General features: G+C 67.0%; 22 protein-coding genes and 3 pseudogenes. 7 read left to right on the top strand and 18 right to left on the bottom strand.

Features of this window, described 5'->3' with window-relative positions; genetic code table 11:
- Positions 1–355 precede the first annotated feature (355 nt).
- The 11 genes from ABZ622_RS38765 to ABZ622_RS38715 form a co-directional block, all read right to left on the bottom strand.
- Entirely contained in the window at positions 356–2,866 is a 2,511-nt protein-coding gene (locus ABZ622_RS38765; protein WP_360551565.1) for a Helicase associated domain protein, read from the bottom strand.
- A 168-nt stretch (positions 2,867–3,034) separates the two neighbouring features.
- On the bottom strand, positions 3,035–3,679 hold the full coding sequence (locus ABZ622_RS38760; protein ID WP_360551563.1) for a hypothetical protein: 645 nt from the start codon (positions 3,677–3,679) through the stop codon (positions 3,035–3,037).
- Positions 3,676–4,665: a hypothetical protein gene (locus tag ABZ622_RS38755; protein ID WP_360551561.1), complete on the bottom strand. Its 990-nt coding sequence runs from the start codon at positions 4,663–4,665 to the stop codon at positions 3,676–3,678. Before ABZ622_RS38755 ends, ABZ622_RS38760 begins: the two co-directional genes overlap by 4 nt.
- Before the next feature lie 40 nt (positions 4,666–4,705).
- Positions 4,706–5,866 carry a nucleoid-associated protein gene (locus tag ABZ622_RS38750; RefSeq protein ID WP_360551559.1) on the bottom strand — a complete coding sequence of 387 codons (1,161 nt, stop codon included), beginning with the start codon at positions 5,864–5,866 and terminating at the stop codon, positions 4,706–4,708.
- Between the two features lie 768 nt (positions 5,867–6,634).
- The gene (locus tag ABZ622_RS38745) at positions 6,635–7,372 is read right to left on the bottom strand and encodes a hypothetical protein (protein ID WP_360551557.1); all 738 of its coding nucleotides are present in this window, start codon (positions 7,370–7,372) and stop codon (positions 6,635–6,637) included.
- A gap of 70 nt (positions 7,373–7,442) precedes the next feature.
- Positions 7,443–7,946, bottom strand: a complete 504-nt coding sequence (locus tag ABZ622_RS38740) for a hypothetical protein (RefSeq protein WP_360551555.1) — start codon at positions 7,944–7,946, stop codon at positions 7,443–7,445.
- Positions 7,947–8,196: 250 nt separating this feature from the next.
- The gene (locus ABZ622_RS38735) at positions 8,197–8,847 is read right to left on the bottom strand and encodes a hypothetical protein (protein ID WP_360551553.1); all 651 of its coding nucleotides are present in this window, start codon (positions 8,845–8,847) and stop codon (positions 8,197–8,199) included.
- A complete protein-coding gene (locus ABZ622_RS38730; RefSeq protein ID WP_360551551.1) occupies positions 8,844–9,398 on the bottom strand; it encodes a sigma-70 family RNA polymerase sigma factor in 555 nt (184 codons plus the stop codon). The genes ABZ622_RS38735 and ABZ622_RS38730 overlap by 4 nt, the downstream gene beginning before the upstream one ends.
- Complete coding sequence (locus tag ABZ622_RS38725; RefSeq protein ID WP_360551549.1) at positions 9,395–9,631, bottom strand: hypothetical protein; 237 nt, start codon at positions 9,629–9,631, stop codon at positions 9,395–9,397. Before ABZ622_RS38725 ends, ABZ622_RS38730 begins: the two co-directional genes overlap by 4 nt.
- A 198-nt stretch (positions 9,632–9,829) precedes the next feature.
- Positions 9,830–11,134, bottom strand: a complete 1,305-nt coding sequence (locus tag ABZ622_RS38720; protein ID WP_360551547.1) for a hypothetical protein — start codon at positions 11,132–11,134, stop codon at positions 9,830–9,832.
- A gap of 5 nt (positions 11,135–11,139) precedes the next feature.
- Complete coding sequence (locus ABZ622_RS38715) at positions 11,140–11,724, bottom strand: ATP-binding protein (protein ID WP_360551567.1); 585 nt, start codon at positions 11,722–11,724, stop codon at positions 11,140–11,142.
- On the opposite strand from ABZ622_RS38715, the gene ABZ622_RS38710 reads away from it, so the two are divergent.
- Positions 11,635–11,877, top strand: a complete 243-nt coding sequence (locus tag ABZ622_RS38710) for a hypothetical protein (protein ID WP_360551569.1) — start codon at positions 11,635–11,637, stop codon at positions 11,875–11,877. The genes ABZ622_RS38715 and ABZ622_RS38710 overlap by 90 nt on opposite strands.
- Before the next feature lie 62 nt (positions 11,878–11,939).
- On the opposite strand, the gene ABZ622_RS38705 is transcribed toward ABZ622_RS38710, so the two are convergent.
- Positions 11,940–12,677 (bottom strand): ATP-binding protein, encoded by a 738-nt coding sequence (locus tag ABZ622_RS38705; protein ID WP_360551545.1) that lies wholly within the window; start codon positions 12,675–12,677, stop codon positions 11,940–11,942.
- A gap of 44 nt (positions 12,678–12,721) precedes the next feature.
- Positions 12,722–14,296, bottom strand: coding sequence for a Mu transposase C-terminal domain-containing protein (locus ABZ622_RS38700; protein ID WP_360551543.1), 1,575 nt, complete (start codon positions 14,294–14,296; stop codon positions 12,722–12,724).
- A 753-nt stretch (positions 14,297–15,049) separates the two neighbouring features.
- On the opposite strand from ABZ622_RS38700, the gene ABZ622_RS38695 reads away from it, so the two are divergent.
- The 4 genes and pseudogenes from ABZ622_RS38695 to ABZ622_RS38680 all read left to right on the top strand — a co-directional run bounded on the left by ABZ622_RS38695 (position 15,050) and on the right by ABZ622_RS38680 (position 18,382).
- Positions 15,050–15,760 (top strand): hypothetical protein, encoded by a 711-nt coding sequence (locus ABZ622_RS38695; protein WP_360551541.1) that lies wholly within the window; start codon positions 15,050–15,052, stop codon positions 15,758–15,760.
- 195 nt (positions 15,761–15,955) lie between these two features.
- Positions 15,956–16,117, top strand: a pseudogene (locus ABZ622_RS38690) (transposase); the annotation flags it as partial.
- A 100-nt stretch (positions 16,118–16,217) separates the two neighbouring features.
- On the top strand, positions 16,218–17,099 hold the full coding sequence (locus tag ABZ622_RS38685; RefSeq protein ID WP_360551539.1) for a helicase-related protein: 882 nt from the start codon (positions 16,218–16,220) through the stop codon (positions 17,097–17,099).
- Positions 17,100–17,140: 41 nt separating this feature from the next.
- A complete protein-coding gene (locus tag ABZ622_RS38680; RefSeq protein ID WP_360551537.1) occupies positions 17,141–18,382 on the top strand; it encodes a helicase associated domain-containing protein in 1,242 nt (413 codons plus the stop codon).
- Between the two features lie 19 nt (positions 18,383–18,401).
- Here the strand turns inward: ABZ622_RS38680 and ABZ622_RS38675 are convergent, their stop codons facing one another.
- From ABZ622_RS38675 to ABZ622_RS38660, 4 genes and pseudogenes are all read right to left on the bottom strand, one after another.
- Positions 18,402–18,671 (bottom strand): hypothetical protein, encoded by a 270-nt coding sequence (locus ABZ622_RS38675; protein WP_360551535.1) that lies wholly within the window; start codon positions 18,669–18,671, stop codon positions 18,402–18,404.
- Between the two features lie 75 nt (positions 18,672–18,746).
- A pseudogene (locus tag ABZ622_RS38670) lies at positions 18,747–18,803 on the bottom strand (hypothetical protein); the annotation flags it as partial.
- A gap of 357 nt (positions 18,804–19,160) precedes the next feature.
- Complete coding sequence (locus ABZ622_RS38665) at positions 19,161–20,972, bottom strand: transposase family protein (RefSeq protein ID WP_360551533.1); 1,812 nt, start codon at positions 20,970–20,972, stop codon at positions 19,161–19,163.
- Positions 20,973–21,029: 57 nt separating this feature from the next.
- Complete coding sequence (locus tag ABZ622_RS38660; RefSeq protein WP_360551531.1) at positions 21,030–22,322, bottom strand: ATP-binding protein; 1,293 nt, start codon at positions 22,320–22,322, stop codon at positions 21,030–21,032.
- Positions 22,323–22,611: 289 nt separating this feature from the next.
- Here ABZ622_RS38660 and ABZ622_RS38655 point away from each other — a divergent pair.
- Positions 22,612–23,019, top strand: a pseudogene (locus ABZ622_RS38655) (transposase); the annotation flags it as partial.
- Positions 23,020–23,290: 271 nt separating this feature from the next.
- On the opposite strand, the gene ABZ622_RS38650 reads toward ABZ622_RS38655, so the two are convergent.
- Positions 23,291–23,662 (bottom strand): hypothetical protein, encoded by a 372-nt coding sequence (locus tag ABZ622_RS38650; protein ID WP_360551529.1) that lies wholly within the window; start codon positions 23,660–23,662, stop codon positions 23,291–23,293.
- 499 nt (positions 23,663–24,161) lie between these two features.
- Between ABZ622_RS38650 and ABZ622_RS38645 the strand changes: the two genes are divergently transcribed.
- Positions 24,162–25,061, top strand: a complete 900-nt coding sequence (locus tag ABZ622_RS38645; protein WP_360551527.1) for a hypothetical protein — start codon at positions 24,162–24,164, stop codon at positions 25,059–25,061.
- Positions 25,062–25,579 lie beyond the last annotated feature (518 nt).

Below are 25,579 nucleotides of genomic sequence, written 5' to 3'. Positions count from 1 at the left end.
TGGAGGACCACGAAGACGATCAGGATCGGCAGTGCGGCGAGCACCAGTCCGGCGAAGACGAGCCCGTAGTCCAGCGAACACGACGCGCCGTCGCTACGCGACGGAAGACGACCACGCACTCCGTGCGTGGGTTCGGGACTTCGTCCCGCGAATCCGGGCCACTCCGTGGCCCCTGGAGTCCAACTCCGTTGGACTCTCGCCCTGTTCGCTCCGCGATCAGGGCAACCGGGCCGCGCTCCGCACGGCCCTCGGCTGGCTACCTGTGCGGTCGTCAGGGCCTGAGTGTGCTCTGCTGCTTGATGGGGCATCTCTTTGCTGCTGACTCATGGTCGGTTTCGGGAAGAGATCAGTCGCCTTATGGAAGCAGAAAACTATGGAATCTTCGAGATGTCGGTGGGCCCTCTTCGGAGGCATCGGGGGCGGTTTCGGACTGGTCCTCTCGGAGGATCTCGTCCATCAACTTGCTTTGATTTTCGAGTAGTTGACCTGCTTTCTGTTTGGTGCGGGTCTTGCACAGCCACGGGCCGATCATGACGCGTTCGCCGTCGACCTCGATCCATTCCCTGGCCCCGGGCGGGCGTCCGTGACGCTCCACGAAGGCGCGCAGCAGCAGCGCTGTCTGCTCGAAGGAACGGCGTTTCCTGGTACCGGATGTGACGGGCGTTCTCGGCGTTTGCCTCAGTGGGACTTGATCGGCGGTCAGGCCGAGGCGGGTGAGGAGGTCGCGTTGGCCGGAGTTGAGTTCGTGCCAGGTGGTGAACTGACGGTGCAGCCAGCTGCCGGCCTTCACGCCGTCGATCACCGTGTCACGGCGCAGCGTGGCCGGGTCGTGGCCGGCTTCGATGTGGCGCTTGATCAGGTGATATTTGCGGTGCCAGTCGGGGCCGTGCGGGAGCGTCCAGTGCGGGTCGAGGGCAGTGAGCTGGGCTTCGCGGCTGGAGGCGAGGCGGCCTTTGCGGGCCAGCGCCCGCTGATCGACAAGGAACTGACCGCCCGGCTCCTGGGAAGGGACGGCGAGGTGGCCGTAGGCGGTGTGGAAGGCCTCGATGGTGGCCATGTGTCCCTGCCAGGCGGCTTCGCTGTCGTCCCAGACCATGCCCAGGTCTTCGAGCTCGGCGATCCAGTCGGCGGTGAGAGCACCCTGGTGGTAGGCGGTACGTTGCCCGGTGATGAACTGGCCGAGCCGGTAGCCGTAGGCGTCCTCGTAATCGGCCGGGACTCGGAGGTGGCCGTGCTCGGCGTGATAGCGGACGGCGGCCGCGAGCCCCGCGCGGCGGGGCGCGGACAGGACCGCGCCAGCGGCGGGCCAGGCCAGCAGGTCCATGGCCCGGGCGATATGTCCGGGGTCGAGGGTGAAGTCGAACCGGAACCGGCGTGTGATCAGGGTGTGGGTGTTGGCGTCCAGGCGGCGCTTGGCGTTCTTGCGCGGGGCCCGGGCGGCAATTGACTGGTCATGATGCCGGAGCGCCGCTGTGACCAGCCAGAGGGCCTCGTAGGGGGTGGAGAGGAGGTCGCTGGGGTCAGCGTCGGGTGGGGTGTAGGCGGGGATGACCAGGCTCGCCGTCTTGTGCTTGATGGTCGGTGGCTTGCGCAGAGCGCGGCCGAGGGCCTGGACGATACGGCGCACGCTCGCCGTGCGGTCCGCGAACACGATCGCGTCCACGGCTGGCAGGTCCACTCCCTCACCCAGGACCTGGGCATTGGTCAGCACGCCGCGGTCGGCATCAGCGAAGCCGGTGAGGATGGCGTGGCGCTGGTCGGGGGTGTGGGTGCCGTTGATCGACTGCACGAGAAGGTCGTCGGCCCATGCGGGGCGTTGCTTCTCGGGGAGGGTGCGCAGCGTATGGGGGAACTGGCGGGCGAAGTCGGCGGCGTCCGCGACCTGCTGGAAGTACACGATCACGTGGCGCAGGTCGTGCTGGGTCATGGCCTTGAGGACGGCCAGGTGCAGCGCGGTCGTGCGACGGGCGCTCGGGGCGGCCCCGGTGTGGGTGTCCTGGTTGGTAAGGAAGGTGCGCAGGTCAGTGCTGGTGATCGTGGGCACGAGGAGCTGGTAGTCGGCCAGGACGCCGTCCTCGATCGCGTCCGCGTGGGAGTAGGTGTGCAGGCGCGGGCCGAAGACCTTCGGATCGTCCATCGATGCGATCAGGGACGGGGCCTCCCACGCGGGAGCCGTGGCTGCGGTCCGCTTCGGCTGGGGCCGTGTATCGGGGGCCTCGGTCAGGCGCGGGGCTTCCCACTCGTAAGGGGTCGCGGTCATGTACAGACGCCGGTCGGCCAGGACGCGCTGGTGGTCGTGGATCATCGTCCACTGCTTGTCCCAGCTGCCCGCCGTGCGGTGTGCCTCGTCCACGACCAGGAGGTCGAAGACAGGGGCAGTGAAGACCGAGTGCTGGGACTCCTCGATCCTGGAGAGGGAATCAAACGTGACGAACACCGTTGCCCGCTCACGCCGTTTCCTGCGCTGAGCAAGCCAGTACGCCAGGTACTCCCCCGACCCCGTACTCACCGCCCCCGCACCCGCCAGCACAGGATGCTTACGGGCATCGGAGGAAGAGACCGCCATCAACGGCTCCCTGCGGCCATCCGCACGGGCCGCAGCCACCCACTGACCAATCAAATCCAGGCTCGGCACCGCAACCAGAAGATGCCGGACATCGAGCGCCTCTGCTGCACGTAGCGCGGTCAGGGTCTTCCCGGTCCCACACGCGGAGACAATGTGCCCACGCGAACCCGGGCGCTTCAGATGCCGCACCGCGGACTCCACCGCCGCCTGCTGATCAAGGCGCAGCACACGACGAGGGACGCTGGCCTGGGAATCGGGGGCTGTGGCCGCAGCGACCGCGGACTCAGGGCTGGTGGACATCACGTGCAACCTCAACTCACGGCAGGCATGACATCCGCCATCATTCCGCACGGAAACGGGGGCGATGTGGGGGTAGTCGGAAATGAACGTCACCTTTATGGGCACGGAGACCGTCGCTTCTTCGACCACGCTCCCCGGCTTGGTTCAGGACACGCCCAAGAGGACGGCTCAGGGCGATGTGGGACCGGGCTGAGACTGGGCGGGCACGGGTGAGGGTAAACCGGGTGTCGGGGTTGTGGGGGTTGTGGTCTGCTGGGCGAGTTTGCGGTAACCGGTCACGGTGAGAGCACGCCAGGCATGGTAGAAGCCGAAGGCGGTCGCCATGCCGAAGGCAGTGGTGGCGCCGAGGACGAGTGGGCGATGCTCGAAGGAGTAGCGCAGCATGACCATGTCCGCGGTGAGGGTCAGGGCCAGGGTGTTGAGGGTCCATCCGCGGCAGATACGCATGCGGGAGCGCGCGTAGTCCGCCCGGGCAGTCAGGACCGGAAAGTCGGCCAGGCGCAGGCGTGCCTGGGCGTAGGCGGTGTTGGAGGGGAAGAAGCGGGTACGCAGCCGGCGGCGGTGCGGTGTGAGGGCAGCGTCGGCGGCCCGGTCGATGAGGATGCCCAGGGCGTAGGCGGCAGCGAGCGCTGCTCCGGTGGCCGCGGATGAGCCTGCCACGGGGGCGAGTTTGGCCGTGGTGGTGGGGCCGGTCAGAGCGATGAGGAGCAGCACGGCTGCGGTGAGCGCGCCGATGCCGACCACGAGGACCTCGATGAACATCGCGGTGGCGGCCGCGAGGGCCGGGGGCTCGGGCTGTGTTGGGCCCGTCATAGGGCGACTCCCCAGATCTGGGCCATGTCGGTGATCATGCTGTCGGGTAGCTCGCTGTTCTTCCAAGCGATGTGAAGGCCGAAGCGGGAACGGATCTGGGATAGCCGTTCAAAGATGATCAGGCTTTCTGGCTGACTGGCCAGCAGGTAGCGCCCGTGCTTGAGGAAAAGGGCGCTAGTGGGTCCGTACTCGGTGTAGGCACGTTCGAGACGCTCGCGGAAGCGTTCGGTGAACTGGGTGAGTTGCTCGCTGTAGGCGGTGGTGTCGTCGATGGTCTGGGAGAGGGTGTCGATGACTTCGTGGGACAGGTCGGTGCTGTAGGGGTGGTCGGTGAAGGTGCGGTAGATCTGTTCGGCCGTGTTGAGGAGGTGGTTGCTGCGTGCGAGGTCAGGGTGCTGTGCCATGGCTTCTACCCCCCGTTCGACCTCGAGGTCGAATAGTTCGACCAGGGCAATCAGACGGTACAGCGAGCGTCTGACATCGGGGGGTGGGGTAACGCCGGGCTTGTACAGGAGCTTGTGGGACATGCGTGACCACAAGTCGACGGCCTCAGTGCGTAGTTGGATCTCACAGTCGTACGGGTTGCCGTCGGGGTCTTCTTCGCCGCCGACCATGACAGCTTGGATGTGCAGGCGGGGGTAGCGCAGGCGGTCCTCGTCGCCGGGGGTGTCCCGGTCGTCCTCTACCCACCGGACGTCGAGGCACTCTTTGATCATTTCCAGCGCGGGATCGAGCAGACCTCTGTGGGGCACGATGACGCGTACGCCGGCCTTGTCGGTGATTTCCTTCCAGGGATCGGTGTAGCCCTTGCGGTACATCTTCGTGTTGAAGCTGCTGACCTCCTTGGCGCGGGCGGTCACCTCGCAGGGGATCCCGCGGAGGGCGGTGTGATGCTCCAGGTATGCCTTGGTCGCCTCGGCCGCCTCTTCGATGCGGGGTCGTTCGTGTTGATAACGCTGGAAGGCCTCATCGGCGCTCAGGGGCATGGCTGACCCAGCCAAGCGTTGGGGAGGGTACCTCGGAACGTCACGTCTGGGCCGGTGGGAGCGCGTGTCCGTTGTGGGCAAGCGTGGCTTGTTTGGGGAGGGCGCGGATTGTCTCGAATCCAGGAAGTGTCTCGGCCTGGGTGGGCAGCTCAGGGCGCTGCGTGGGTGGTTTGGGAGGGCGGCCCGCTGCTGCTCCGCTGCTGGTCTTGGTGACGGTCGAGGTGACTGTCACCGTCGTCCGGCCGTCGCCGAGGTCCTCTACTTGGATGGTTCCGTCCTGCATGGCTTCTACCGGGGCGACGAGGAAGGCACCGTTGGACAGGTCCACCCGCATCTTCTGGAGCCTGTTGCTGATGAGCTCGGTGTTCTTCTCGAAGGTGCCGATAGGGACGTCGTTCTCGGCGAGGAATGCGGCAAGGTCGGCCTGGTGCGCGTCGCGCAAGTGGGTGCGGATGAACTCCGTGGGGTCCAGTGTCGGGGTGGGGTTCTGGAGTTCGACCATGGTGGCCAGGACGTAGTTCATACGGGTGTCTGAGTCCGTGCAGCGGCTGTTGACCCAGTTCATCGCGGTGTCGTGGAAGCGGCGGGTCAGTTCCCTGGGGTCGTTTTGATGCCGACAGCCCAGGAACTTCTCAAGGAAGAAGCGGGCCACGTCCTTGCCCGATGTCTGGGGGTCTGCAGCCCATCCCTGAAGCCCTGGTTCAGCCAGCCCCTCTTCGGAGAAGAGGGCCACTTTGTACACTTTGGATTTCTGGGTGAGCAGGAGGTCATCGAGGTACTGCATGGCGAAGGTGCGCAGGCCGTCGGTGACGATCTCATTGGTCTGCATGCCGGTCTCGTGCTCGAGTTTGACCATCAGCAGCGCCTGCTGGCCATCCAGGCGGGCGGAGGCGACCAGGAGGAGCCCGGCCGGGCTGTTTCCTCCTTGGCTGTCGCGCAGTGCGTGTGCCAGCTCCCCGGAGACTTGGACGAGGTCCTGTTCACCGCCCAGGAAGGCGCGGACCGCGTCGGGCAGGGGGGACTTGAATTCCGGGTCCTCGATGACCTCGCGCCCCAGACGGGCGAAGACATCACGCAGTTTGCCCTGGAGTTCGAAGCGCACGTCTTCGTCCAGGCGGCAGAATGTTTGGCTGAGTTCGAGCGGAAGGAGCTCTTCGCTCTGGGCACGCTTAGGCACTATGTGGACGATGGCCTGGTCCACGACGAGGTCCCCGAAGTCGGTCCGCACTGCCCACCCCACGTATCCCGCCCGCACCCCCGCAGGCCGGACGCACTCTCGCCAGGCGCAGTCCGGAACGGAGCCAGCCCCGTCCCGCGGTGTACGCCTGTGCGACATCACCTGGCCCGGGGCAGGGCGGGCCTGTTCCGGGCCTGCCCGTGTCACGTGCCAACAATAGTGCCGCTCATCGTAACGGAGCGTGCATAGGCCATAGCGGGGATACCGGGAGTGGTGGCTGAACTTTAATGGTGCGCCGGAGTCTGTGCCGCTCTATGGCCTGCCCTGCGAAGCCGAGTAGCTGTTGAAGCGGCAGGGGCGCTCAAGACCACACGGGGCTCATCACCGTATCGAGAAGGCTTGCATGGTCGTGGCGGCTGCTGCCTTGTGCCTAGGGAACATCGTCCCGTCGCGCAATGCCTTGCGCCGGCTGGTCGGGCGGGAGGCGTGCGCGTCTCGATCGGGCCGTTGCGCCAGACGGACAGGACGAGTCCGTGGGCTGCCGCCCACCGCAGTCCATCCTGTGTCTCGAAGACGCCCATCTCTTGAAGGCGCTGCCGTGCCCATCCAGCGTGTCCTGGATGTCTTCGCCCACCGGCTGCCTCTCCCTCATGGTTCTCCGCACCCTCGATCCGAATCTTCGGTGTTCCTGTACAGCTGCGCGGTGCAGTGCTTGCGGAAAGTCAGTCCGGGATGTGATTCGGCGCCTGAGTGTCGCTTTCTGCTGTAGTCACGCTGTCCGCCGGGCCGCTCTCAGGCGGGCCGGACCGCTGGAAGGCTGCGCTGAAGCGCGTGCAAGTCGGTACGGCGGGCCCGTATGAGCTCCTCTGGCTGGCGCAGGGCGGTGTCCAGGAGCCATACGCCACGGCGAAACGGCTGGAAGCCGATGCTCTCCCACAGGGCAGCGATCTTCTTCTTCGCCTGGCGGCGGTATGCCTCGGTGACCTGCTCATGGTCTTCGGGGTACTCGCCCATGGCCGGATAGACCGCGACCGCGCAGCAGCCCCCGGACAGGCGGCGGATCGCTTCGGCCGCCAGAACCGGGCCCAGTCCGAAGCCCCTCCATGCCTTGTCGAGGCTGACGCGGTCGAGGAGCAGCAGATCGCCGACGGGGTGGGTGATCGCCTTCTCGAACGCAGCGCTGTAGCCGTCGTGTCCGGACCGGCCAAGGACCGCGGATGCTATGACCTCAAGATCGCCGGACTCGGCGTCCGCCGCCTCCCACCGGTTGTCGCCGGTGTAGTCGCGCAGTCTCCACAGAATGAGATGCCCCACCTTGGTACCCGCAGCGGGAGTATGGCGGTTCTCGCCCTCTTCGTCGTCCCACTCCTCGTCGCCCGCCTGCCCGTAGGCGACCTGGACGTGCCAGGCTTCCAGCGTGTCCTCATAGTCGTAGGGCACCGCGGGATGCCCGTGACCGTAGTGGAGGTGAAGACGGGCGGGGTCGCCCGGGAGCTCAGTGACCGGCCGTCTGGGCCTCGCTGCTGTCATGGCAGAGAGAGTAGAAGCGGGCGCTGACATCCCACCAGGAAACTGGAATCCAGGGGCGGGCTCGGCGCGGTCACTGGTAGAGGAAGTCTGTCCAGCACGCTTGGAGTCCGGCGACCAGGGTGACGGCGGTGTCCGCTGCCTCTCGGCGTTGCGCCGGCCCGCGGGCGCTGTACATGGCGCTGCTTGTCCGCCCCCGCGTGCGGAACTTCGCGGCAAGCTGGCGGAAGGTGGCCGAGGGGCGGAAGAGGGTGTCTGCCGTCGCGTCTTCGTCGACAAGCTCGGCTGGAAGGTCGCCGTATACCTCGGTCGCGATCCAGCATGCCCAGTCCACCAGCTTGTGCGTCGCCCGCGTATCATCCGCGACACGGTCGAGCAGCATCGAGCGGCAGCCCTGGCATCCGTCCACGGTTGCGTAGAACAGCTGGTCCAACAGGGCGTCGTCTGCCCTGTCCGGGACGTGGGGCAGGTGTGACTGGGACGGCGGAGCGAACTGACGCCGGGCCGTCCCTGCACGGTGCGGGTGGTCAGTGGTGATCACGATCTGCTTTCCCTGCTCTTTGACGAACTTGTTCAAGCGTCACAGCTCATCATGGCGCTCGCTCCGCCACGAGCGGCGGCCGGGGAGAGCAGCGGCAGCTAGTCGTTGAGCAGTCTGTAGATGTCGATGTTGAACGCAGTGGCGGCCCACCCCCACGTTTGCGGGGATGGGCCGCCACGTCACTGAGTCCGTCGCGGGCTTCTGTTTATGCCGAGGCCCGGGCACAGCTAGATCATCGAAGAGCGGCTCCTGTGGCGCAGACGAGCGTGCAGGTGCAGTTCTGGCATCACTGAGGCCTGCCTTGATTCATGACGTGTTCTGGATGCTCGAGATACTCCTCAATCTCTCGCATCATCAGTTCAACTTGGCTTTCTCGTGAGGGAGATGCTTCTTGCAGTAGAGCTGCTAGTTCAGCTGGGTTGACGAGGACCGAACGCAGTGGCCGCATGCCCTGGGCTTCTTGAAGCAGAGCAAGCAGTTCAGACGCTGGCTGGGTATGGAGCGACTGCCCTGCGGAGCATTGCCATGATGGCCGTGGGCTGTCTTCTACCTCGTCGTGCAGTACTTCCAGGTAGTCCTGAGCATCTACGTCGCCCAAGTCTGCTGCTGTCTGCCACCACGAGTACGCCTGGCTGGTCTCGTCGAGGACTTCCCATAGCTCAGCGATACGCCGGGCTCTGCTGCCTGTCGGTTGCTTGCTTTGCTGGCAGAGCAGTTGAGCCAGTTCCCTGATCACCGATGGGTGGCGTGTTCGGGCGCAGGTGGTGTCGGGGCATACGCCCCCGGCCGGGGGCCGGCCCGAAGGCCGGTCCCCGTCGCGCACCTGGTCCGAGACCTCTGCCGTCCGTGTGGGGCCCTGCTGGGCCTGGTAAAGGCGGTCGAGCAGCGTCAGCACGGCCAAGAGCCGGTGCTCGTCTCGAAGGTCCCAAGTGCTCACGCAGTCACCTCCTTGGAAGACGTGAGGACCATCTTCTGGATCCTGTTCTTTGCTGCGGTCAGGTAGCGCTTGACCGTGTCCTCCTTGATCTGGAGGACCTCTGCGGCCTCGGCCGTGGTGAGGTCCTCCAGCAGACACAGAGTCACTACCCGCTTCTGCTGCTCCGGCAGTGCCGGAATCAGCTCGCCGACAATGACGTCGACGATCTTGCTGTGCACGCTGATGTAGGCAGGGTCGCCGTCGCCCTCACGCGGGATGCCCTCGGGCATCTCCTGGGGCGCGGTGGGCACTGCCTGGCGGGCGGTGCGGCGAAACTCGGTGCGCACCGCATTGTGCAGTGTGGTGCGGCCGTACCGCTCGATCGAGCCTTCCGTCTCACGCAGGCGGGGCCAGCGCGTGAACAAGCTCAGGTACGTGCTTTGCACCGCGTCCTCGGCGTTGGCCGGGTGGTACCCGGTCTCCGCCATCGCGGCACGGTAGTACCGGTCGCTGGTCTGGCGGACGAATTCTGCGAACTCGTCCGCCAGGTGCGCCGGTTCCGGCTGGCTCACGCAGCCTCCCGGTCACCGGCCGGCAAGGACAGGCATGGCGTGGGCGGCTTGACCAGCAGCCAGTCGGGGCGCCCCTGGTCGAACTGCACCACCGCCCCTCCGGCGAGCAAGACGTTTGCGGCGGCCACGATCGAGGCACGCTGTTCACGCTCGGCCAGCCGCTCCTGGTGGGCCTTCAGGCACAGTTCCACCGCGGTCACCAGGCGGCGGCCGGCGTACAGCAGCAGGAGCATGAGGGGGATCGTGACTCCCCCAGCTCCCGCGATCTCAGGCAGGGTCATGGGGACCCGGCTCCCTTCGACGGACTCAGTGAGATGCAGAAGCCTCAGCTTCCACGCCTCCTACACGCCCGAGGGGCTGGGATCCGGATGCCTCCGTCAGAGATCTTTTTGAGAATGCGGCTATCTGCCCTTTAAGAGAGGAAAAATTCCTCAGTAGTCGCCCTCCCCGGGCTGCTGGCAAGCCTCTGTCGTCAGCTGGACTTGGTGATGCCAGGGCGGCCCGAGTTGCGGGTGGTCAAGCGCAGGGACCGGGCAGCCGGCATCGTGCACGAGGGCATCGAAGCGATGGCCGAAGGACTTACTGAAGAGATGGAAGTGGCCGGGTGCACCTTCGAGGTGGCGGAAGAGACGGGCTGCTTGGAGGTAGGGCCGGGCGTGGGGCGGGATCGTGTACCAGACGCGGGGTGGCGGATGGTCCTGGTCGTGGTCGCCGCTGAAGGGCTCAGGCAGGGCGAGTCGGGAGCCGTCACGGTTCACGTCGTCGACCGTGGCCATGACGAGACGGTCCACAGCGGCTCCGGTGCACAGCAAAGCGGTCAGAGCGGCGACTTGGGCCGGCCCGGGAACGGCCCGGCTGATGCGGTGCGCAACGGCGGCGGTGAACGGGACCGTGCAGATCCCCGGTCCCCCGGCGGCGGCGAGGTCAGCGGGGACGTCCAGGCGCAGGCCGGATTGGGCGAAGCCGTCCTGGGCGCCGCGGACGCGGGCGGCGGTCCACGCGAAGGTGGGGCTCAGTACGGTCAGGCGCGACAGGAACAGCTCCACGTCGCGCCGGCCGGGCGGCAGGGGCGATGCAGCACGGTGCCGGGCCAGCCAGTTCCGGGCGGCGAGCAGCCCCGCGCGGCGTTGGCCGGAGGCATCAGGTGAGGGCGTCAGAGCGCCGGGCACGGGGGCAGCGGCAGGGGACCTTGTTGGTGATGACCGTGCGGAGCGCGGGTGTGGAAGGTTCGTCTGCGGCGCGGCGGACAGGGTGAACAGGCGCAGAGCGGCGGCTGCGTCGAGATGCTCGAGCTCGTCGGCCAGTCCGGCTTCGGCGAGGTCTCGGTGAAGGCGGGTGGCCTCGCCGGTGGTGGTCCCGCTGGCCATCAGCACCAGGCGGATGCCCGTCAGCTCGCACAGCACCGAGAGCTGTTCGGCTCGCTCCGGCGTGAGCAGGTGCGCGCGCAGGACGGCCAGCTGGCGGATGTTGTCGACAACGGTCCAGCAGGCAACAGCCCGCCATGCGTGCGCCGCGGTGATGACCGGGCCGCGGGTAGGCACGTAGGCGGTGCGGCCGAGCGCGGCCAGGATGTCGCGGGCCAGGAACGCGGAGGTGACCGTGGCGGGGGTGGGATCGACGGTGACCCGGCCGTCGCGTGGGTTCGACCAGCGCCGGGCCGCACGCGCCAATGCCGCGTCGTCCGCCGTATCGGTGATGAGGGTGACTGGCGGGATGGGGCCGGGCCGAAGCAGCATCGGCGTCACCGGATGCTCCCGTCGTCCACACGCCTGGCAAGCTGCTCGATCCCCTCGCGGGAGCTGGCAGACCCGGAGGGCTGGGAGGTCTGGGCGTGGTGGGTGAGCAGGGCCCAGCGGCGCAGCCGACCATGGGCGAAGCGGGCATCCAGGCGGTGGAGCTGGGCGCAGGTGGCCTGGTGCCACAGCGGGTGCAGGCGGCGGACGGCGAGTGGCACCAGATCCGCTTGAAGCGGCGTGATCTCGCGCCAGGCCGAGGCCCGGGTGCCCAGCAGGGGCACTTCGCGCAGCACGTGTTCGCCGTCTTCGCCGGCGATCAGCACGATGCACAGGCCCTCAGACAGGCTGTCGTAGAGATAGCGCAGGTACTCAAAGGCGGCGGGTGTGAGCTGGTGGGCTTCGTCGACCATCACGATCCGCGGCCGGACGGCCAGCGCACCGAGGACGGCGTTGTCGCACACGCCGGGGTCCTCGGGAGGCTGCCCGGGAAGGTCAAGGGCGTGGTGGAGAGCCGTGCGCAGATCGGCTGGAGCCGGGCGGGAGGGCAGGTTGAGTACGCAGGCCCGGTGGGCCGGGTGGCCAGCGAGCACGGCATGGGCGGCGAAGGACTTTCCCACACCGGAGGCACCGGTCAGGCAGAGCACCGCACGCTCGGCGAAGCAGTCCTCAACGGCGCGGCTAACGTCGAGGAGTCCGGGGGTGCACAGCCCTTGAAGACCTGGCGCATTCAGGAAGTGCGCTGAGGAATCGACGAGGTGCGGCACGGGGGCGAACAAAGACTCGAGGTACCCGCGTCGGGCCACCGTCAGCACTGGGCCAGGGCCCAGTCGGCTACCTGCCGATCGACCGTGTCGGTTTTGAAGTACTTCAGGCCTTTCAGGGCGTAGTGGGTGACCTTGGCCCACTCACGCATCGATCCGTCGGCGTGACGCACGTCGATGTGCTCGAGCAGTTCAGGGTCGGCCGTGGCCCAGATGGCATGGGTCATCGGGATGACCTGCAGCATCTCTTCGGGGGACATGGCCTTCACCTCGCGTCGGGCGCACAGACGGGAGGCCAGGGACGGGTCGCTCTGCAGGGTGTCGTACGCCTCGTGCCCGCCGATGAACAGCACAGCCGGCCGCTGTTTTCGGGAGTTGTCCCACAGGTTGCGGATCAGCTCGAAACAGGCACGGTTGTACTGCTGGGCCTCGTCGCACACGATCACGTACGGGCGCCGCGGCAGCGCGGTCATCAGCTGCCGGTACACGGGGGTCGCGGTGCCCGGCATCTTTCCCGGCAGACGTAGCTGGTGGAAGAGCTCCTCGCGCAGGTCCTTCGGGCCCGGACGCGAGCGGGCGAACTGCAGGGACAGCAACAGATCGGGCGCGATGGCCTTAAGCGCGGCGCGGGTGGCAAACGTCTTGCCCAGGCCGGAGGCACCGTAGATCAGCGACATCGCCCTCGCCTCAATCGTCTCGGCGATCGTGTCCTGGACCTGGAGCAGCACATCGGTGGTCACCAGCTTCGCACCAGGGACGTCGAGGAAGAACTCCGGTTCCATGTCCCCCGGCTCCCAGGCACCGGGCGGCACTTCACTGATCACAGTCACTCCTCACTGAGGGAATCTTCGTCAGGGACGGCACGCCCAGGAACGGCCCAGCCCGGGGCGGGGCCCAGGCGCGGGGTATAGCGCTCGGTGGCTCTTTCGCGTCGTGGTGCAGGCAACGCCGCAGTGCCCTCGAGTTCGGCACGGGCCTCCTGCTCGGTCATCCGCAGGGCACGCACGGGCACCTCGGGCCGGGTAGACGGCAGGTGACGCTCCCGCCGACGCTTGCCGGAGCGTTTCAGGGCCTGGCGCAGGGCCTTGCTGTGCTCGTCGCGTTCGAGAAGCACCTTGGCGCGCAGTTCCTCGCTGGCCTCGTTGCTGAGGAAGGCCCTACCGAGATAGCGGTTTCCGCGGAAGGTGTACAGGTCGATCTCGTGGGTGTGGTGGGGCATCCACCGCACACGGACCTCGAGCCCGATCCGGCCCACCCCGTTCTCGGGCATGTAGCGGCGGCCCGCGAACTCGACCCCGTGGCTGGTGATCTTGTGGACCTTGTGGTCGCTCTCCAGCATCAGAGCGCGTAGCTCGGACGCACTCGGCTCGGGCCGGACCTCAGCCGAATCGGCCAGCCAGGCCTCAAGCGGCGTCATACCGGTGCGCTTGATGACGTGCTCGGTGTTGTGCTTGTGGACCCACTCGCCGAGCAGGCCGACGAACGCCTCGAAAGTCAGCGGCGGGTCCGTGTCACCGAGGCGGCGGCGGTGATCGAGCCGGGGCGCTTTCGTATAGCGGGGCAGGTCGGCAAAGAAACGGGTCATGCTCGTACGGTTCAGCCGCTCGATACCGCCTTTGTGGCGGGCACTGCGCACCCGGTGCACCGGCACCCCCAGCAGACCGAAGGCCCGCCGGACGGTTTTGGAGAGGAAGTCGGCGCCGCCGTCGACGCGCACCAGGTGCGGCAGTCCGCCGGCCGGGCCGTAGGGAGCCTCGCGCAGCACCGACATGCGTACGGCGGCCAGGACCGAGCCGCGGTGCGCGGCCCCGGCGGTGACCGCCCAGCCCATTACATGGCTGGTACCGCGGTCCTCGAACCACGTCACCCACACCCTCGACGGCTTGCCATCGGGCATCATCACGACGGTCTCGGCCTGCTTGTGGTCGCCCTCCCACACCTCGTTCCGGGCCACCGCCGGCCGCTGGAAAGCGGGATCGAACCCCCGGGCCGCGGGAATCCCCTCCCGCAGGCCCGCCATGAAACCCGGATCGAGATCCCGGGCGATCGCATCATGCAGCGTCGTCAAACCCGGCGGCTTCCGCCCCGCCGCCACCGCCACCTCGGCCAGATGCTCGTGAGCGCGCTTCACGTTGCCCTGATAGTCGGCGAGGACATCGATGATCTCCTCGGTAATACGGAACCGGCGGCGTTCCGGCTTCTCCGGACTGCCGGTCTCCTCAGCGCGGGCCAGCCAGCTCCACACCGTCCTCTTGTGTACACCCACCGCGTCAGCGACCAGCCGCACATGCGCCGTCGTCAACTCCCCCACAGCCCGCAGCCGCAGCAACTGAGCCACCGCCGCAGGCCGCAACTCATCCCGATGCCGCCCCAAGCCGTCTCCCGGGGCCTCGTCCCCCACGGTCACTGACACCAGCACCAACAACGAAGGCAAGCCAGTAACAGAGAAGTGATCACAGTGCCAGCCTCCAGACAGCGTCAACAGCCGCCCCACGCAGGACAGTTCACGAGAACGCCCGTGCCAGGCACGACGGATGAAACGCTAAAGCCGACTCCCCCGACAAGAGGCCCGCCGACCACCCGGGCAGGTGACAGAGGCCCATTCCGCCTCCACCCCACACCCTCATGCGCTAAAGAGCCCGCCCCCCCCAAAGGAGAACCGACGACCACGCCACCGACCGATCCGGAATCACACCACCACTGCATCCGGGACACCACCACCAAGATCAACCAGCCGATAACCCCGCCGACCAGCACAAACAAAACCACGCATCACTGGCAAGGAAACCCGAACACCTCAGAGCCCTCTTCCCCGAACCTCACATCACCCGCGACGGCGTCATCGTCCACCAGGGCCGCCACGCACTGCCCCGCCCCGACACCACCGAACCCCGGCTCACCACCGCGGCCGGCCCCTACGGCACGATCGGCTGGGCCGTCGTCCACAAACGCGAGTCCACCCCCACCGAACAAGCTTGTGCTGACAAATGCCGAGATTCAGCGCGGGCAGGCGATCACCTACCCGCACCTACTCTGACCTAAAAGCCCACTTGACGCACCACCGACGGAGCATGAAGGATTATTTGACGCGAAAACTACAGCACCCCCCGAGCGTCACCGAGGCGAGCCGATACAACTCGAAAGGAATAATTTCATGACAGACGACATATGCAATGCCCTTAAGAAGACATTAGATGGCATTGGAAAGCCTGGAGGGCCTGGCTCCAGCGACGGCGGCAAGGCCATGGCCTACATAGCCGCATACGCCGCCGCAGTAGCACGCGGGTGTGCATTCATCCATGAATCCTCCGACAACCCTTATCACGTCTACGACTTCGAGCCTGAAGAGAAGGGAATCGGAAAGCCCTTCGCTCTTCAAACGCAACCTTTCGACAATCAAACCCATGGGGTAATTCTTGAAGTGCGAGACGACGGCACTCTCAAGGGGGCAGCCAATCCGTCTAACGAATCAAGGATACCCAGGAGTGTATTTCAATATGTCGCCACTGGACAACAGGCACAGGGGCGCTGGGCATACAAGCTCTTGGTGAAAGAAGGCCCACAGGCCGGCATGTGCGTGGAGCGGTCAACCGACCTCGAAAGCGGTCGCAACAAGGCGCACGTGGCCGATTTCGACAGAGTGAAGACAATCTTCACGACCGAATATATTAAACCCTCCTTCCCAAGGTCCACGCCCAACGGTTACTACTTGTACGCATACAATGCGGATACGCTTGAATACAAAGGAGCTCTCCTTATTGAATACAACCGAAGGGATGGTTCTGCCACATTCGACAAGACGAAATATGGCGACGAAAAGCCCGAGCAGCTCTTCAGCTACCGCCCCGCGGGGCAATGGACTTGATCCTTGGCCAAGCTTCGGCCGCGTGAGGATCATTCAGGGGATAGCCCGTAAAAGCGCAAGGCGATGACGGTGGAAATGAGTCCACGTAAAGGTGTCGAGCGGCTGACTGTACCCGATGCCCGATGGGCTTGATCCGCTTTGACGGACATTCGAGATCAGGGGTTCGTCCCCGGGAGGATGTCCATCATGGAGAGCATGGGGAAGAAGAAGCCTCGCCGCCCTCGTCGTTCGTTCACGCCGGAGTTCAAGGCCGAGATCGTATGGCTGTGCCGGCGGGGTGACCGCTCGGTCGGCCAGGTAGCCAAGGACTTCGAACTGACCGAGACCGCGGTGCGGGACTGGGTCAAGCAGGCCGAGGTCGACGCGGGCGAGCGCAATGGGCTGAGGGCCTGACTGCGGAGGCCGCGAAGCGGGGCGAGGTAGACCTGTCTCTGGTCACGCGTCGGTGGGGATGGGGGTGCTTCAGCAGGCACACGAGGCCGGCCTTCCGGTCTGGAGCCTGATGGTGGTCGATGAGGCGCACCGGACGAGTGGTGATGCGGGGAAGCCGTGGGCGGCGGTGCACGACCAGGAGCGGATCCCGGCGGTGCGACGGCTGTATATGACGGCGACGGCGCGGGTGTGGGAGGCCGAGGGCGGGGTGCCGCGTCTGATCGCGAGCATGGATCCGGACAGCCCGGTGTTCGGGCCTGTGGCGTACAAGCTGAAGCTCAGTGAGGCGATCCGGCGGGGGGTGGTGGCGCCGTATCAGGTGCTGTGCCTGGACATCAGCGACCCCGAGTTCCATCAGCTGCGCCAGGAAGCCGGATACGGGTCGGACGCCGCACGCGGAGCACGGCTCGCCGCACTGCAGACCGGACTCGTGACCGCGGCCGCCGAGGAGAACCTGCGCAAGGTCCTGACGTTCCACAGCCGGGTCAGCGAAGCCGAAGCCATGGCCACGGGCATCGTCGACGCAGCCCGGAAACTGTGGGAAGACAACCCGCGACGCTACCCGGAGCCGGAGCGGGTATGGGCCGACTGGCTCTGTGGCGAACACCCGCCCGCCCACCGGCGTGCCGTCCTGGAAGAGTTCGCCTCCGACGTCATCGAGAACCAGGCGCAGCTGGTCGAGGGTGGTGCCGGGGGGCGCAGCAGGGGTGGGCGGCGTTCGGGGAAGGGGTTGGTGCCGGCGGGGTTGCGGGTGCTGAGCTCGGTGAAGGTGCTGGGCGAGGGCGTCGATACGGCGAATTGTGATTCCGTCGCGTTCTGCGATGCGCGGGGGTCGATGATCGATATCGTGCAAATGGTCGGACGCGCGCTGCGAATTAGGCCGGGGAAGGGAAGATTGCTTCTCTGATTGTTCCGGTATTCCTCGCTCCGGGTGAAAGTCCGGACGAAATGCTGACCTCGGACGCCTATGGAACCCTCGCGAAGGTCCTCGGGGCGCTGCGGGCACATGACACCGAGACGATCGAGCACCTCGCGGATCCCCGTATCCGGAGCGGGAGTTGGCAGGAGGAGACGGCCGAGGAGGGCGAGGCGGAGGCTGAGCGGGAGGTGTCGGAGGGTGAGCGGGGGCCGAGCACGCCTGCGCGGGAGCTGTTGAAGTTCAGCACACCGAGGTATCCGGCGTTGCTTGCGCGGTTCGTGAAGCTGCGGGTGATCGAGCCGGAGAACACGTTCTGGCGGCGCGGGATCCAGGCATGCGTGCGGTACGTGGAAGAGACCGGGGCGCAGCAGTTGCGGGTGTCGTACGGCTACGTCACCCCTGATGACTGGGTTCCGGCAGGGTTCCCGCTGGGGACGTGGCTCGCCGATCAGCGGAAGTTCCACAAGGCAGGGCGTCTGGATGCGGGGCGGGTGGAACAGCTGGCCGGGTTGGGGATGGTGTGGTCGCATCAGGATGTCGCGTTCGAGGAAGGGCTCGCAGCTGCCCGTGCCTGGGCTGCCGTGCACGGGCATTTGTTGCCGCCCGCGACCGCGGTATGGGACGGATACCCGGTCGGGACCTGGGCCAAGAACCAGAGATTCGCCGCCCGGGCCGCGGATCAGATTGCGCAGCGGCGGCAGGCCGGCCTCCCCGTTGCTTCCAGCGCGGGCGCGCTGACCGAGGCACGGCGCGCAGCGCTGGAAGAGATCGATCCGGGATGGTGCCCGGTATGGGACACCGGGTGGCAGCGGTGCTTCCGGCTCGCCCAGAACCTCCTCCAGGACGGCGGGGACTTGCCGGTGGCGGCCGGCAGAGTGATCGCGCAGGGCGAGGACCTCGGGAGGTGGGTTACGGCGCAGCGGCACGGGTGGGAGCAGCTCCTGCCCGCGCAGCAGTGGTTGCTGGAGAACGTCCTCGGGATCGAACCGGTCGGGGACGAGGAACGTCTGGTGCAGCGCACACAAGACGATATGTGGGCACTCAACCTCACGGCCGCACGGCAGTTCCATGCCCGTGAAGGGCACTTGCGGGTACCTCGCAAGCACGCCGAGCACGTGAAGATGGAAATGGGCCCGGGAGGTCGTCAGACAGGTGCTGACGGGGTCGTGGTGGTCAAGCTCGGCACATGGCTCGACAACGTACGCAAACGCGCCGACAAACTCAGTGCGCAACGCCGGGCCGACCTCAATGCACTTGGGATGCGCTGGTAAAGCGGGCGGGAGGCGGGGGCTATGTGCCTGATCCGAGGCGGCTGAAGGCCCAGCGGAGGACTTCTTGGTCGACGCGGGTGCGTCCGGTGCGGTGCAGTGCGGTTTGGGCGTGGGCGGTCAGGCGGGCCCAGTTGCGGAAGTTGCCGTGGGCGGCGCGGCTGTCGGCGAAGGTGATGTCGTCGGGGTCGGCGGCGGCCCAGATGGGGTGGTAGAGCGGGATGGTCTCCAGGACCTCGTCGGGGGTGAGGCGGGTGAAGCGCTGCCAGATGAAGATGCGGGAGGACAGCATCGGCTCCTTGCGCAGCGCGTGGTGGCAGCCCTCGCCGCCGACGAAGACGACGGCGAGCTGAGTGTGCGGGTCATCCCAGAGGTAGCGGATGTACTCCAGCTGGTCGCTTTGGAGCCACTGGGCTTCGTCCAGGACGAGGGTGCGTGGGTGGGTGGCGAGCGTTGCCTTGAGGAGGTGGTCGAACTCGGTGGCGTAGCGGGGGCTGGCCGGGGAGTTCGAGGGCGGCGTGCAGTTCGTGGCGTACGGCGCGGGTCGTGGCGCGGGCGTGGAAGGTGATGCGGCGGATGTCCTCGTCGGCTTCGAACTCGCGCAGGCAGCTGGTGGCGGCGACGGTCTTGCCGAAGCCGGCGCCTCCGTGCAGGCACATCATCGCGCGGGCCTCGATGGTGTCGGCGAGGTTCTCCCGGGCGGTGAGCAGGGCGCGGGTAGCGACCAGGCGGGCGGCAGGCAGGGACACGTACTGGTCTGTGGGAGCGGGCGGCAGGCGAGTCACGGGGTGTCCTCTTCCTCGGGGGTGGGGGCGGGCTTCGGTGCGACGGGCCGGATACGGGCCTTGAGGGTTTGGGGGGTGGCCCAGTCGGCCGGTGGCAGTGCGGGCGGGATCAGATCGGGCAGCGCCAGCGCAGTGAGGTCGGCTTCCTCGTAGCGGGCGAGTTCCCGGGTGGCTTCGGTGGCGGTGATCGTGTTCAGGCGCAGCGCGGGGGTGGGGGTGGTGGCTGGGGCGAAGCGTTCGTGGCGGAGTTGTTCGGCGGCCTTCGCGTCGGCGCGCAGGCGTCGGGCGCGCGTGTTGCGGGCGTGGCGCAGAGCGGTGAGTTGTTCGTCGGTGGCCTGGTCGGCGAGGTGGGCGGTGCCGAGGTGGCGGCCGTGGGGGTCACAGACTTCGATCTCGTGGGTGTGGTGGGGCATGAAGCGCACGGTGACCTTGCGGCCGGCCTGCCCGGTCATCCAGTCGGCGAGGTAGGAGCGGTTGCGGAACCTGAGGCCGTGGCTGGTGAGGGTGCGGGTGCGTGCGTCGTCTTCGAGGGTGAAGGACCACAGGTCCGTGGCAGGGATCTCTCGCAGCGGGGTGGGGTCGGCCTGCCAGGCTTGCAATGGGGTGGCCCCGTGCAGGCTCTCGGGGTGGTGTTCGGTGTTCCACCAGGTCGCCCAGGACAGGAGTTCTGTGGTGAAGGCCTGGAACGTCATGGGCGGTGCGGCGGGAGGCGGGTCGGGACGCTTGCGCGGGGGCCGCTTGGGGGGTTTGCGGGGTTTGGGGGTGTAGTCGGGCAGGGCAGCGAAGAGCATCGTGGTGGCGCAGTGGTTGAGGTTCTCGATGCCGCCCTTCAGGTGCGGGCTGTAGGGCGGCAGGACGGTGATGTCCGAGTCCAGGGCGGTCAGGGCGGCGGTGACGGTGCGGGAGAGGAAGTCGCGGCCGCGGTCGAACCGCACGTGGGCGGGGAGCCCGCCGAAGGGGCCGTAAGGGGCGGTGGGGACGATCGCGGAGCGCAGCGCGGCCAGGACCGAGGCGCGGGTCGGAGTGCCGGGAGTGACGGCAAGGCCGGTGATGGCCTTGGTCGCACAGTCGATGAACCACGTGACGAAGGGGTGGACGAGAGTGCCGTCGGCGTCCACGCGGAGCGGGGCCTGGACGTGGTCGGCCTCCCACACCTCGTTGCGCCACAATCGCGGGCGTGTGGCGAACACATCCAAGGCGCGGGCAGCCTCGGGGCCGTGGCGGTAGCCGGCCTTCTCCCCCGCGGTCAGGTCCCGGCGGACCGCGCGCAGGAGCGTCGCCAACGACGGGACCGGGTCCAGCAGCGGAACAGCCGCAAGCGGGGCACCGCCCGGGAGCGCGCTGCGGGGCGGGCGGGGTGATGGCGCGACCGGGCCAGAGGCGCCGGCGCCGGTGTCGGTGTCGGTGTCTGCCGGTGGTGAGGGTGGGGTGGCTGGAGTGGAGGCATGGCGGGCGCGGGCGAGGAGCTCGCGGTGGACCGCGGAGGCGTTGCCGTGGCAGTAGGCCAGCAGCACCCGGAGTTCAGGGGTGATCTCGAACCGTCCGGAACGGCGGGCGCCGGGAGCGGCGGCGGTGGCGGGTGTGGTGGTGGCATCGGCCAGCCACCGCCACACGGTGCGGTCCGCGACGTCGAGACACTGCGCGGTGGTGTGCACGTGGGCGCGGGTAAGCCGGTGCTCGGCGCGCAGCGCGAGCAGACGGCGCACCGCCGGGGCGCGCAGGGCGGTCAGCGACACCGCGTCCAGGGCGGGCCCGGCCTCGCCGGGCGCGGACGGGGTGGGGGTGGAGTGGGAGGGCGTGGTGTCCATCGTGGTCCTTCCCGCGCGTGCGGGGGCTGCCCGGTGTGAAGGCGGGCGGGGTGTGGGTCAGGGGCGCGGGCCAAGGCGGGCACAGGCCCGCGTCAGAAAGGCGGCATCGACCGTGTGCTCGGGGTGGCGGTCCAGGGCCGCGTACGCGTGGGAGGTGATCTTCGCCCAGGTACGGAAGTTGCCGTGTGCGCGTGTCTCGTCCGTACGTAGCAGATCGGTGTCGGTCGCGGTGTCCCACAGGGGGTGGAACAGGCGGAGCACTCCCGGGACTTGAGCAGTTTCGAGGCGTGGCGTGTGCTGCCAGGTCAGTACCCGTGAGGCCAGAGCGGGAGCACGTGCCAGGGTGCGCTCGGCGCCGGCGCCGCAGAGCACGAGTGAGGTCTGGGTGGTGGGGGCGTCGGCGAGCAGACGCAGGTAGTCCAGCTCGGGGGCGGCGATGTGCTGGACATCGTCGATGACCAGCACGCTCGGGGCTTGGAACGCTTCGAACAGCGCGCGGTCAGCCGCGTCCGTCCGGTTCGTCAGGGCGGTGGCGGGCAAGCCGAACGCGGTGAGCAACGCGGCGCGCAGTTGCGGCAGCGCCGGTTTCACCGCGACCAGCGCATGGTGGACCGGAACGCGGCGCGGCAGCAGGCGGAGGGCTTGATGGACCGCGACCGTCTTACCGTGTCCGGTATCCCCGTACACGCACACGACCCCGTGCGCGGCCACGGTATGGGCGATCGCCTCGGTGACCGTGCCGAGTTGCCGGGTGGAGACCACATGCGCGCCCGGCACGTACAGACGGACACCATCCCCCGGCGACGCAGGCCGGATCACGGGGGCGGTAATCGTCGCGTCGGCTTGTTCCGCGCCGGAGACGGGCGGGGCCTGACCGGTCTCATCGACCGTTCCCGGCAGAGCCAGCTCTGCCAGAGCACGGTCATAGCGGTCGGGATCCGCATGCCCCTTCCCGGGGCGCGTGCTCTGAAAGACCCGGCCCGCCCGGCGCTGCTCGCGTACCGCCCGGTGCATGGTCGCCAGCGAAGGCAGCGGTCCGGGCAGGAGGGAGCCGTCATCTGCTTGGGACAACTGCCGGTGCAACTCGGAGACGTTCCCGTCCAGCTCTTCGAGTCGGGCCCACAGCATGTCGTCCAGCAGGAACCCTCCACGCCGGTAGCCCGGCTCGGTCTGGCCCTTACGAGCTCTCGCGAGCCAACGCCAGGCCATGCGTACGGACACTCCGGCCGTCTCGGCCGCGATCCTGACGTGGACCGATTCCAGCGTGCCGGCCTCGTCCAGCGCGAGAAGCCGGCGTACCACCACCTGCCGGACCAGTTCTTTGTCCTGCGAAGGCGACGCGAGGGGCATGGCCTGAGCGGCAGGGCGTCCCGCATCCGAACGTTCCCTCGGACGGGGAGGCACCGACAACGATGGCTGAGCAGTCATGCCCACCAGCACACTCGGGCGCCCCCATACCGTGCACAGGAATGAGCATCTACACGTCAGCCACCCACCAGCTGTGCTACACGGAACACGCAGTACATGACAGCTATTTAGAGGCCACGCGGATAGGCGCGGTTGGGGACACCGGGAGCAGAACGGGCGCAAGTCCCGGTGATCATGGGGTTGCGACGCTCTGTGATTACTGAGGAGACCTGTGCCTGTGCCGCCGTCGTGGCTCACCGAACCGCTCTGGGACCAGTTCGCGGTCCTGCTGCCCGTGCGGCCGGTCTACCATCCCGACCATCCGTTGGGCTGCCACCGTCGGCGCATCAGTGACCGGATCGTCTTCGACAAGCTGCTGCAACTGCTGCGGTTCGGCTGTTCCTACGAGGTGATCGCCGACACGACCTGCTCGGCGAGCACGATCCGCAGCCGTCGTGACGAGTGGATACGACTGGGCGTCTTCGCCGAGTTCAAGAGGATCGCCCTGGAGTGCTACGACCGGATCGTCGGCCTCGTCCTTGACCGGATCGCCGTGGACGGCTCCATCACCAAGGCTCCCGGCGGCGGCGAGGCCGCCGGGCGTTCCCCGGTCGACCGCGGCAAACAGAGCCTGAAACGCTTCTGGTCGGGTCGTGGTGCGGCTGGCCGGCTGCTACTGGCGGTGAGTGCTGTGGGTGTGTGGCTGTTTCGGGGCCGTGGTTATCAGTAGATGTACGTAACGGGTTACGGATTTTCCGCGTGGGGGTTTACCGGGGCCGGTGGGTGTCGGTGGGGGCATCTACAGTCCCGGTTATGAGTAATGGTGCGCGTGAGGGTGGTTCGGCAACGGCTCTGTCCGGGGCGGGTGCGTGGTGGTCGGATCCGGGGTTGCTGGTGAACGGTGATCCGGATCATGTGTGGGGGTTGCTGGATTCGGGGGTGGGTCCGGGGGCGCGGTTGGCGGCGGCGGTGTATCGGGCGTCGGCGCATGTGCATCGGGGAGCGACGCCTGGGGTGCGGCGGCAGTTGCTGGCGTTGGACGCGGCCCGGTACGGGGACCGGGACCTGTCGGCGCGGATCAGTGCCGTGCTGGTGGAGGGTGAACCGGCGGCGCGGTGGGGGGTGGACTGGGCGACCGGCAGCGATGTCGATGCCCGGTTCCGGTGTGCGTTGACCGGCCACGACGGCGAGGTGGGTGCGGTGGCGACGGGGGTGGTGGACGGCCGCCCCATCACCGTCACCGGCAGCTGGGACGAGTCGGTGCGGGTGTGGGACCTGGGCACCCACCGGCAGACAGACCTTCCCCGCACCGATAGAGGCGGTGGCGGTGACACCGCACAATACCCACCTGACCGTCGCCTTCGGCCACGACATCGCGACCCTGTCCCCCCACTGACCAACCAGCCCGACCGGCCCGTCCAGTCCATACAGCCCTGGCGGCCCGGCCCGCCCCACGCCATGCCCGCCCACCCGCCGGAAGCCATCCGGCGAAACCCAACAACGCGGACGGTACCCACGGTTCACCCGAACCACCGCCCCGCACCGGGACGACGACCACCCACACGGATGGCCGCGGGAACCGGGGACAGCACGCCCCGTCCAACCGGGCAACAACGCCGAGAACCGCTCCCACAACGGCGAGGACAGTAACAACGGCAGAACAGGCACCACCCCCCGGTGATCACAGAGTGTCGCGACTCCGGGACCACCCGGAACTGTGCCCGCCCTACCACCAGAGCCGGCTCCACCACCAATCCGCGCGAGTTCTTAAGGAGTGTTGAAATGAGTGGAAAATATTCCGATATCGGCTCTTATGTAGCGGGTGGCGTTTTCTCCAAGGGTAGCGGGGTCTTGGCCATCTCCATCGATGAGATGAACGCCCACAATGTGGCCAATTCCATTTTTATAGGCTGGGACGGGTCAACACTCAAGCCGCTTGGTCGCAAATTGATTTATACGAAATTCCTGGGGATCGACCAGGATCAAGGCGACATCGTTGCCGTCGGCGAATATGGAAACTGCATTGCAGTATCCCCCTCCGGTACGCTCACGGAGGAGTTAGCTTCTTCTTCTGGAAGCAACCCCGCCAACAGAGGCCCGTTAAGAGGCGGGGTATGCGTTGCGGGTTCGATTGTAGTAGTCGGTATGGACAGGCAAGTTTATCTTCGTCGGCCCGGTGGAGCATGGTCGACTCTGGAAGCTGGTCTAGCCCCTGCAGAAACTGCGGGGCTCGGCTACGAAGCGGTGACCGCCTTTTCATTCAAGGAAATGTATGCCGCAGGACGGGACGGCGAGTTGGTCATGTTTGATGGCGAAAAGTGGCGCAGCATAGCGAGCCCAACCAATCAAATCCTGGTTTCATTGACAACGGGCGCCGATGGATTGGTATATGGGTGCGGGCAGAACGGCTTGATCATCCGAGGAAGGAATGAACAATGGGAAGTCATAGACAATGATATTGCCGATGATTTCTGGTCAGTTACCTGGTTTCAGGAAGCGCTTTATTTGTCCTCCATGAGAGGTATCTACAAGCTGCTGAGAAACTCTATATCGCCCATTGACGTTTCGGCCACTGCAGCTGAAACATTCTATGCACTATCTTCAATACCAGACACCCTATGGTCCATCGGCCCCAAGGATGTAATCGCATTCGATGGGAGCACATGGACCAGAATCGATTAGCCTATGTGCTGAATCCCCGCGCGAAATTGATGCTGTTTCCTGACTAGCCTCGATCATTCATGAGTCCTCGTCGGTTCGCTGACGGGGACTCTGTGCTTGCGAGGTGCGGAATTTCGGGGCTGGGGCAGGTTGGCGGCCCGGCTGTCGCGTCGGGTGGGCGCCGGGGCTCCACGGCTCCGGGATGCTGCTGTGGCTCGTCGGGACGGTCGGAGTTGCTGGTCAGCCGGGGTTCGGCAGAGCTGCGAGCCGCTGAATCGCGAGGGTGATCACGTCCGTCCAGGGCCATTGGGCGGTGAAGCGGAGCCAGCGGCGGCGGCCGGTGGCAACCCCCCGGTGATCACAGAGTGTTGCGACTCCGGGATCACCCGAAACTGCGCCCGCCCTACCACCAGAGCCGGCTCCACCACCAATCCGCGCGAGTTCTCAGCTTGTATTTAAACCTTTGCCTTTGGTTAGTTGGGCGGGCTGGCCACGGGTTTTGCTGTTCGCCGGACAGCGGAGCGGCCTTTGTTTGATCA

The sequence above is a fragment of the Streptomyces sp. NPDC007164 genome, from assembly GCF_040634135.1.
GTDB classification, from domain to species: domain Bacteria; phylum Actinomycetota; class Actinomycetes; order Streptomycetales; family Streptomycetaceae; genus Streptomyces; species Streptomyces sanglieri.
This window is presented reverse-complemented; position numbering and strand designations above follow the sequence as displayed.

Bases quoted from the DNA above. Each gene is read 5' to 3' on its own strand.
- ABZ622_RS38765 (WP_360551565.1), bottom strand. From the start codon at position 2,866: ATGTCCACCAGCCCTGAGTCCGCGGTCGCTGCGGCCACAGCCCCCGAT.
- ABZ622_RS38760 (WP_360551563.1), bottom strand. From the start codon at position 3,679: ATGACGGGCCCAACACAGCCCGAGCCCCCGGCCCTCGCGGCCGCCACC.
- ABZ622_RS38755 (WP_360551561.1), bottom strand. From the start codon at position 4,665: ATGCCCCTGAGCGCCGATGAGGCCTTCCAGCGTTATCAACACGAACGA.
- ABZ622_RS38745 (WP_360551557.1), bottom strand. From the start codon at position 7,372: ATGACAGCAGCGAGGCCCAGACGGCCGGTCACTGAGCTCCCGGGCGAC.
- ABZ622_RS38725 (WP_360551549.1), bottom strand. From the start codon at position 9,631: ATGCTCCTGCTGCTGTACGCCGGCCGCCGCCTGGTGACCGCGGTGGAA.
- ABZ622_RS38720 (WP_360551547.1), bottom strand. From the start codon at position 11,134: ATGCTGCTTCGGCCCGGCCCCATCCCGCCAGTCACCCTCATCACCGAT.
- ABZ622_RS38705 (WP_360551545.1), bottom strand. From the start codon at position 12,677: ATGGAACCGGAGTTCTTCCTCGACGTCCCTGGTGCGAAGCTGGTGACC.
- ABZ622_RS38695 (WP_360551541.1), top strand. From the start codon at position 15,050: ATGACAGACGACATATGCAATGCCCTTAAGAAGACATTAGATGGCATT.
- ABZ622_RS38680 (WP_360551537.1), top strand. From the start codon at position 17,141: ATGCTGACCTCGGACGCCTATGGAACCCTCGCGAAGGTCCTCGGGGCG.
- ABZ622_RS38675 (WP_360551535.1), bottom strand. From the start codon at position 18,671: ATGCTGTCCTCCCGCATCTTCATCTGGCAGCGCTTCACCCGCCTCACC.
- ABZ622_RS38665 (WP_360551533.1), bottom strand. From the start codon at position 20,972: ATGGACACCACGCCCTCCCACTCCACCCCCACCCCGTCCGCGCCCGGC.
- ABZ622_RS38660 (WP_360551531.1), bottom strand. From the start codon at position 22,322: ATGCCCCTCGCGTCGCCTTCGCAGGACAAAGAACTGGTCCGGCAGGTG.
- ABZ622_RS38645 (WP_360551527.1), top strand. From the start codon at position 24,162: ATGAGTGGAAAATATTCCGATATCGGCTCTTATGTAGCGGGTGGCGTT.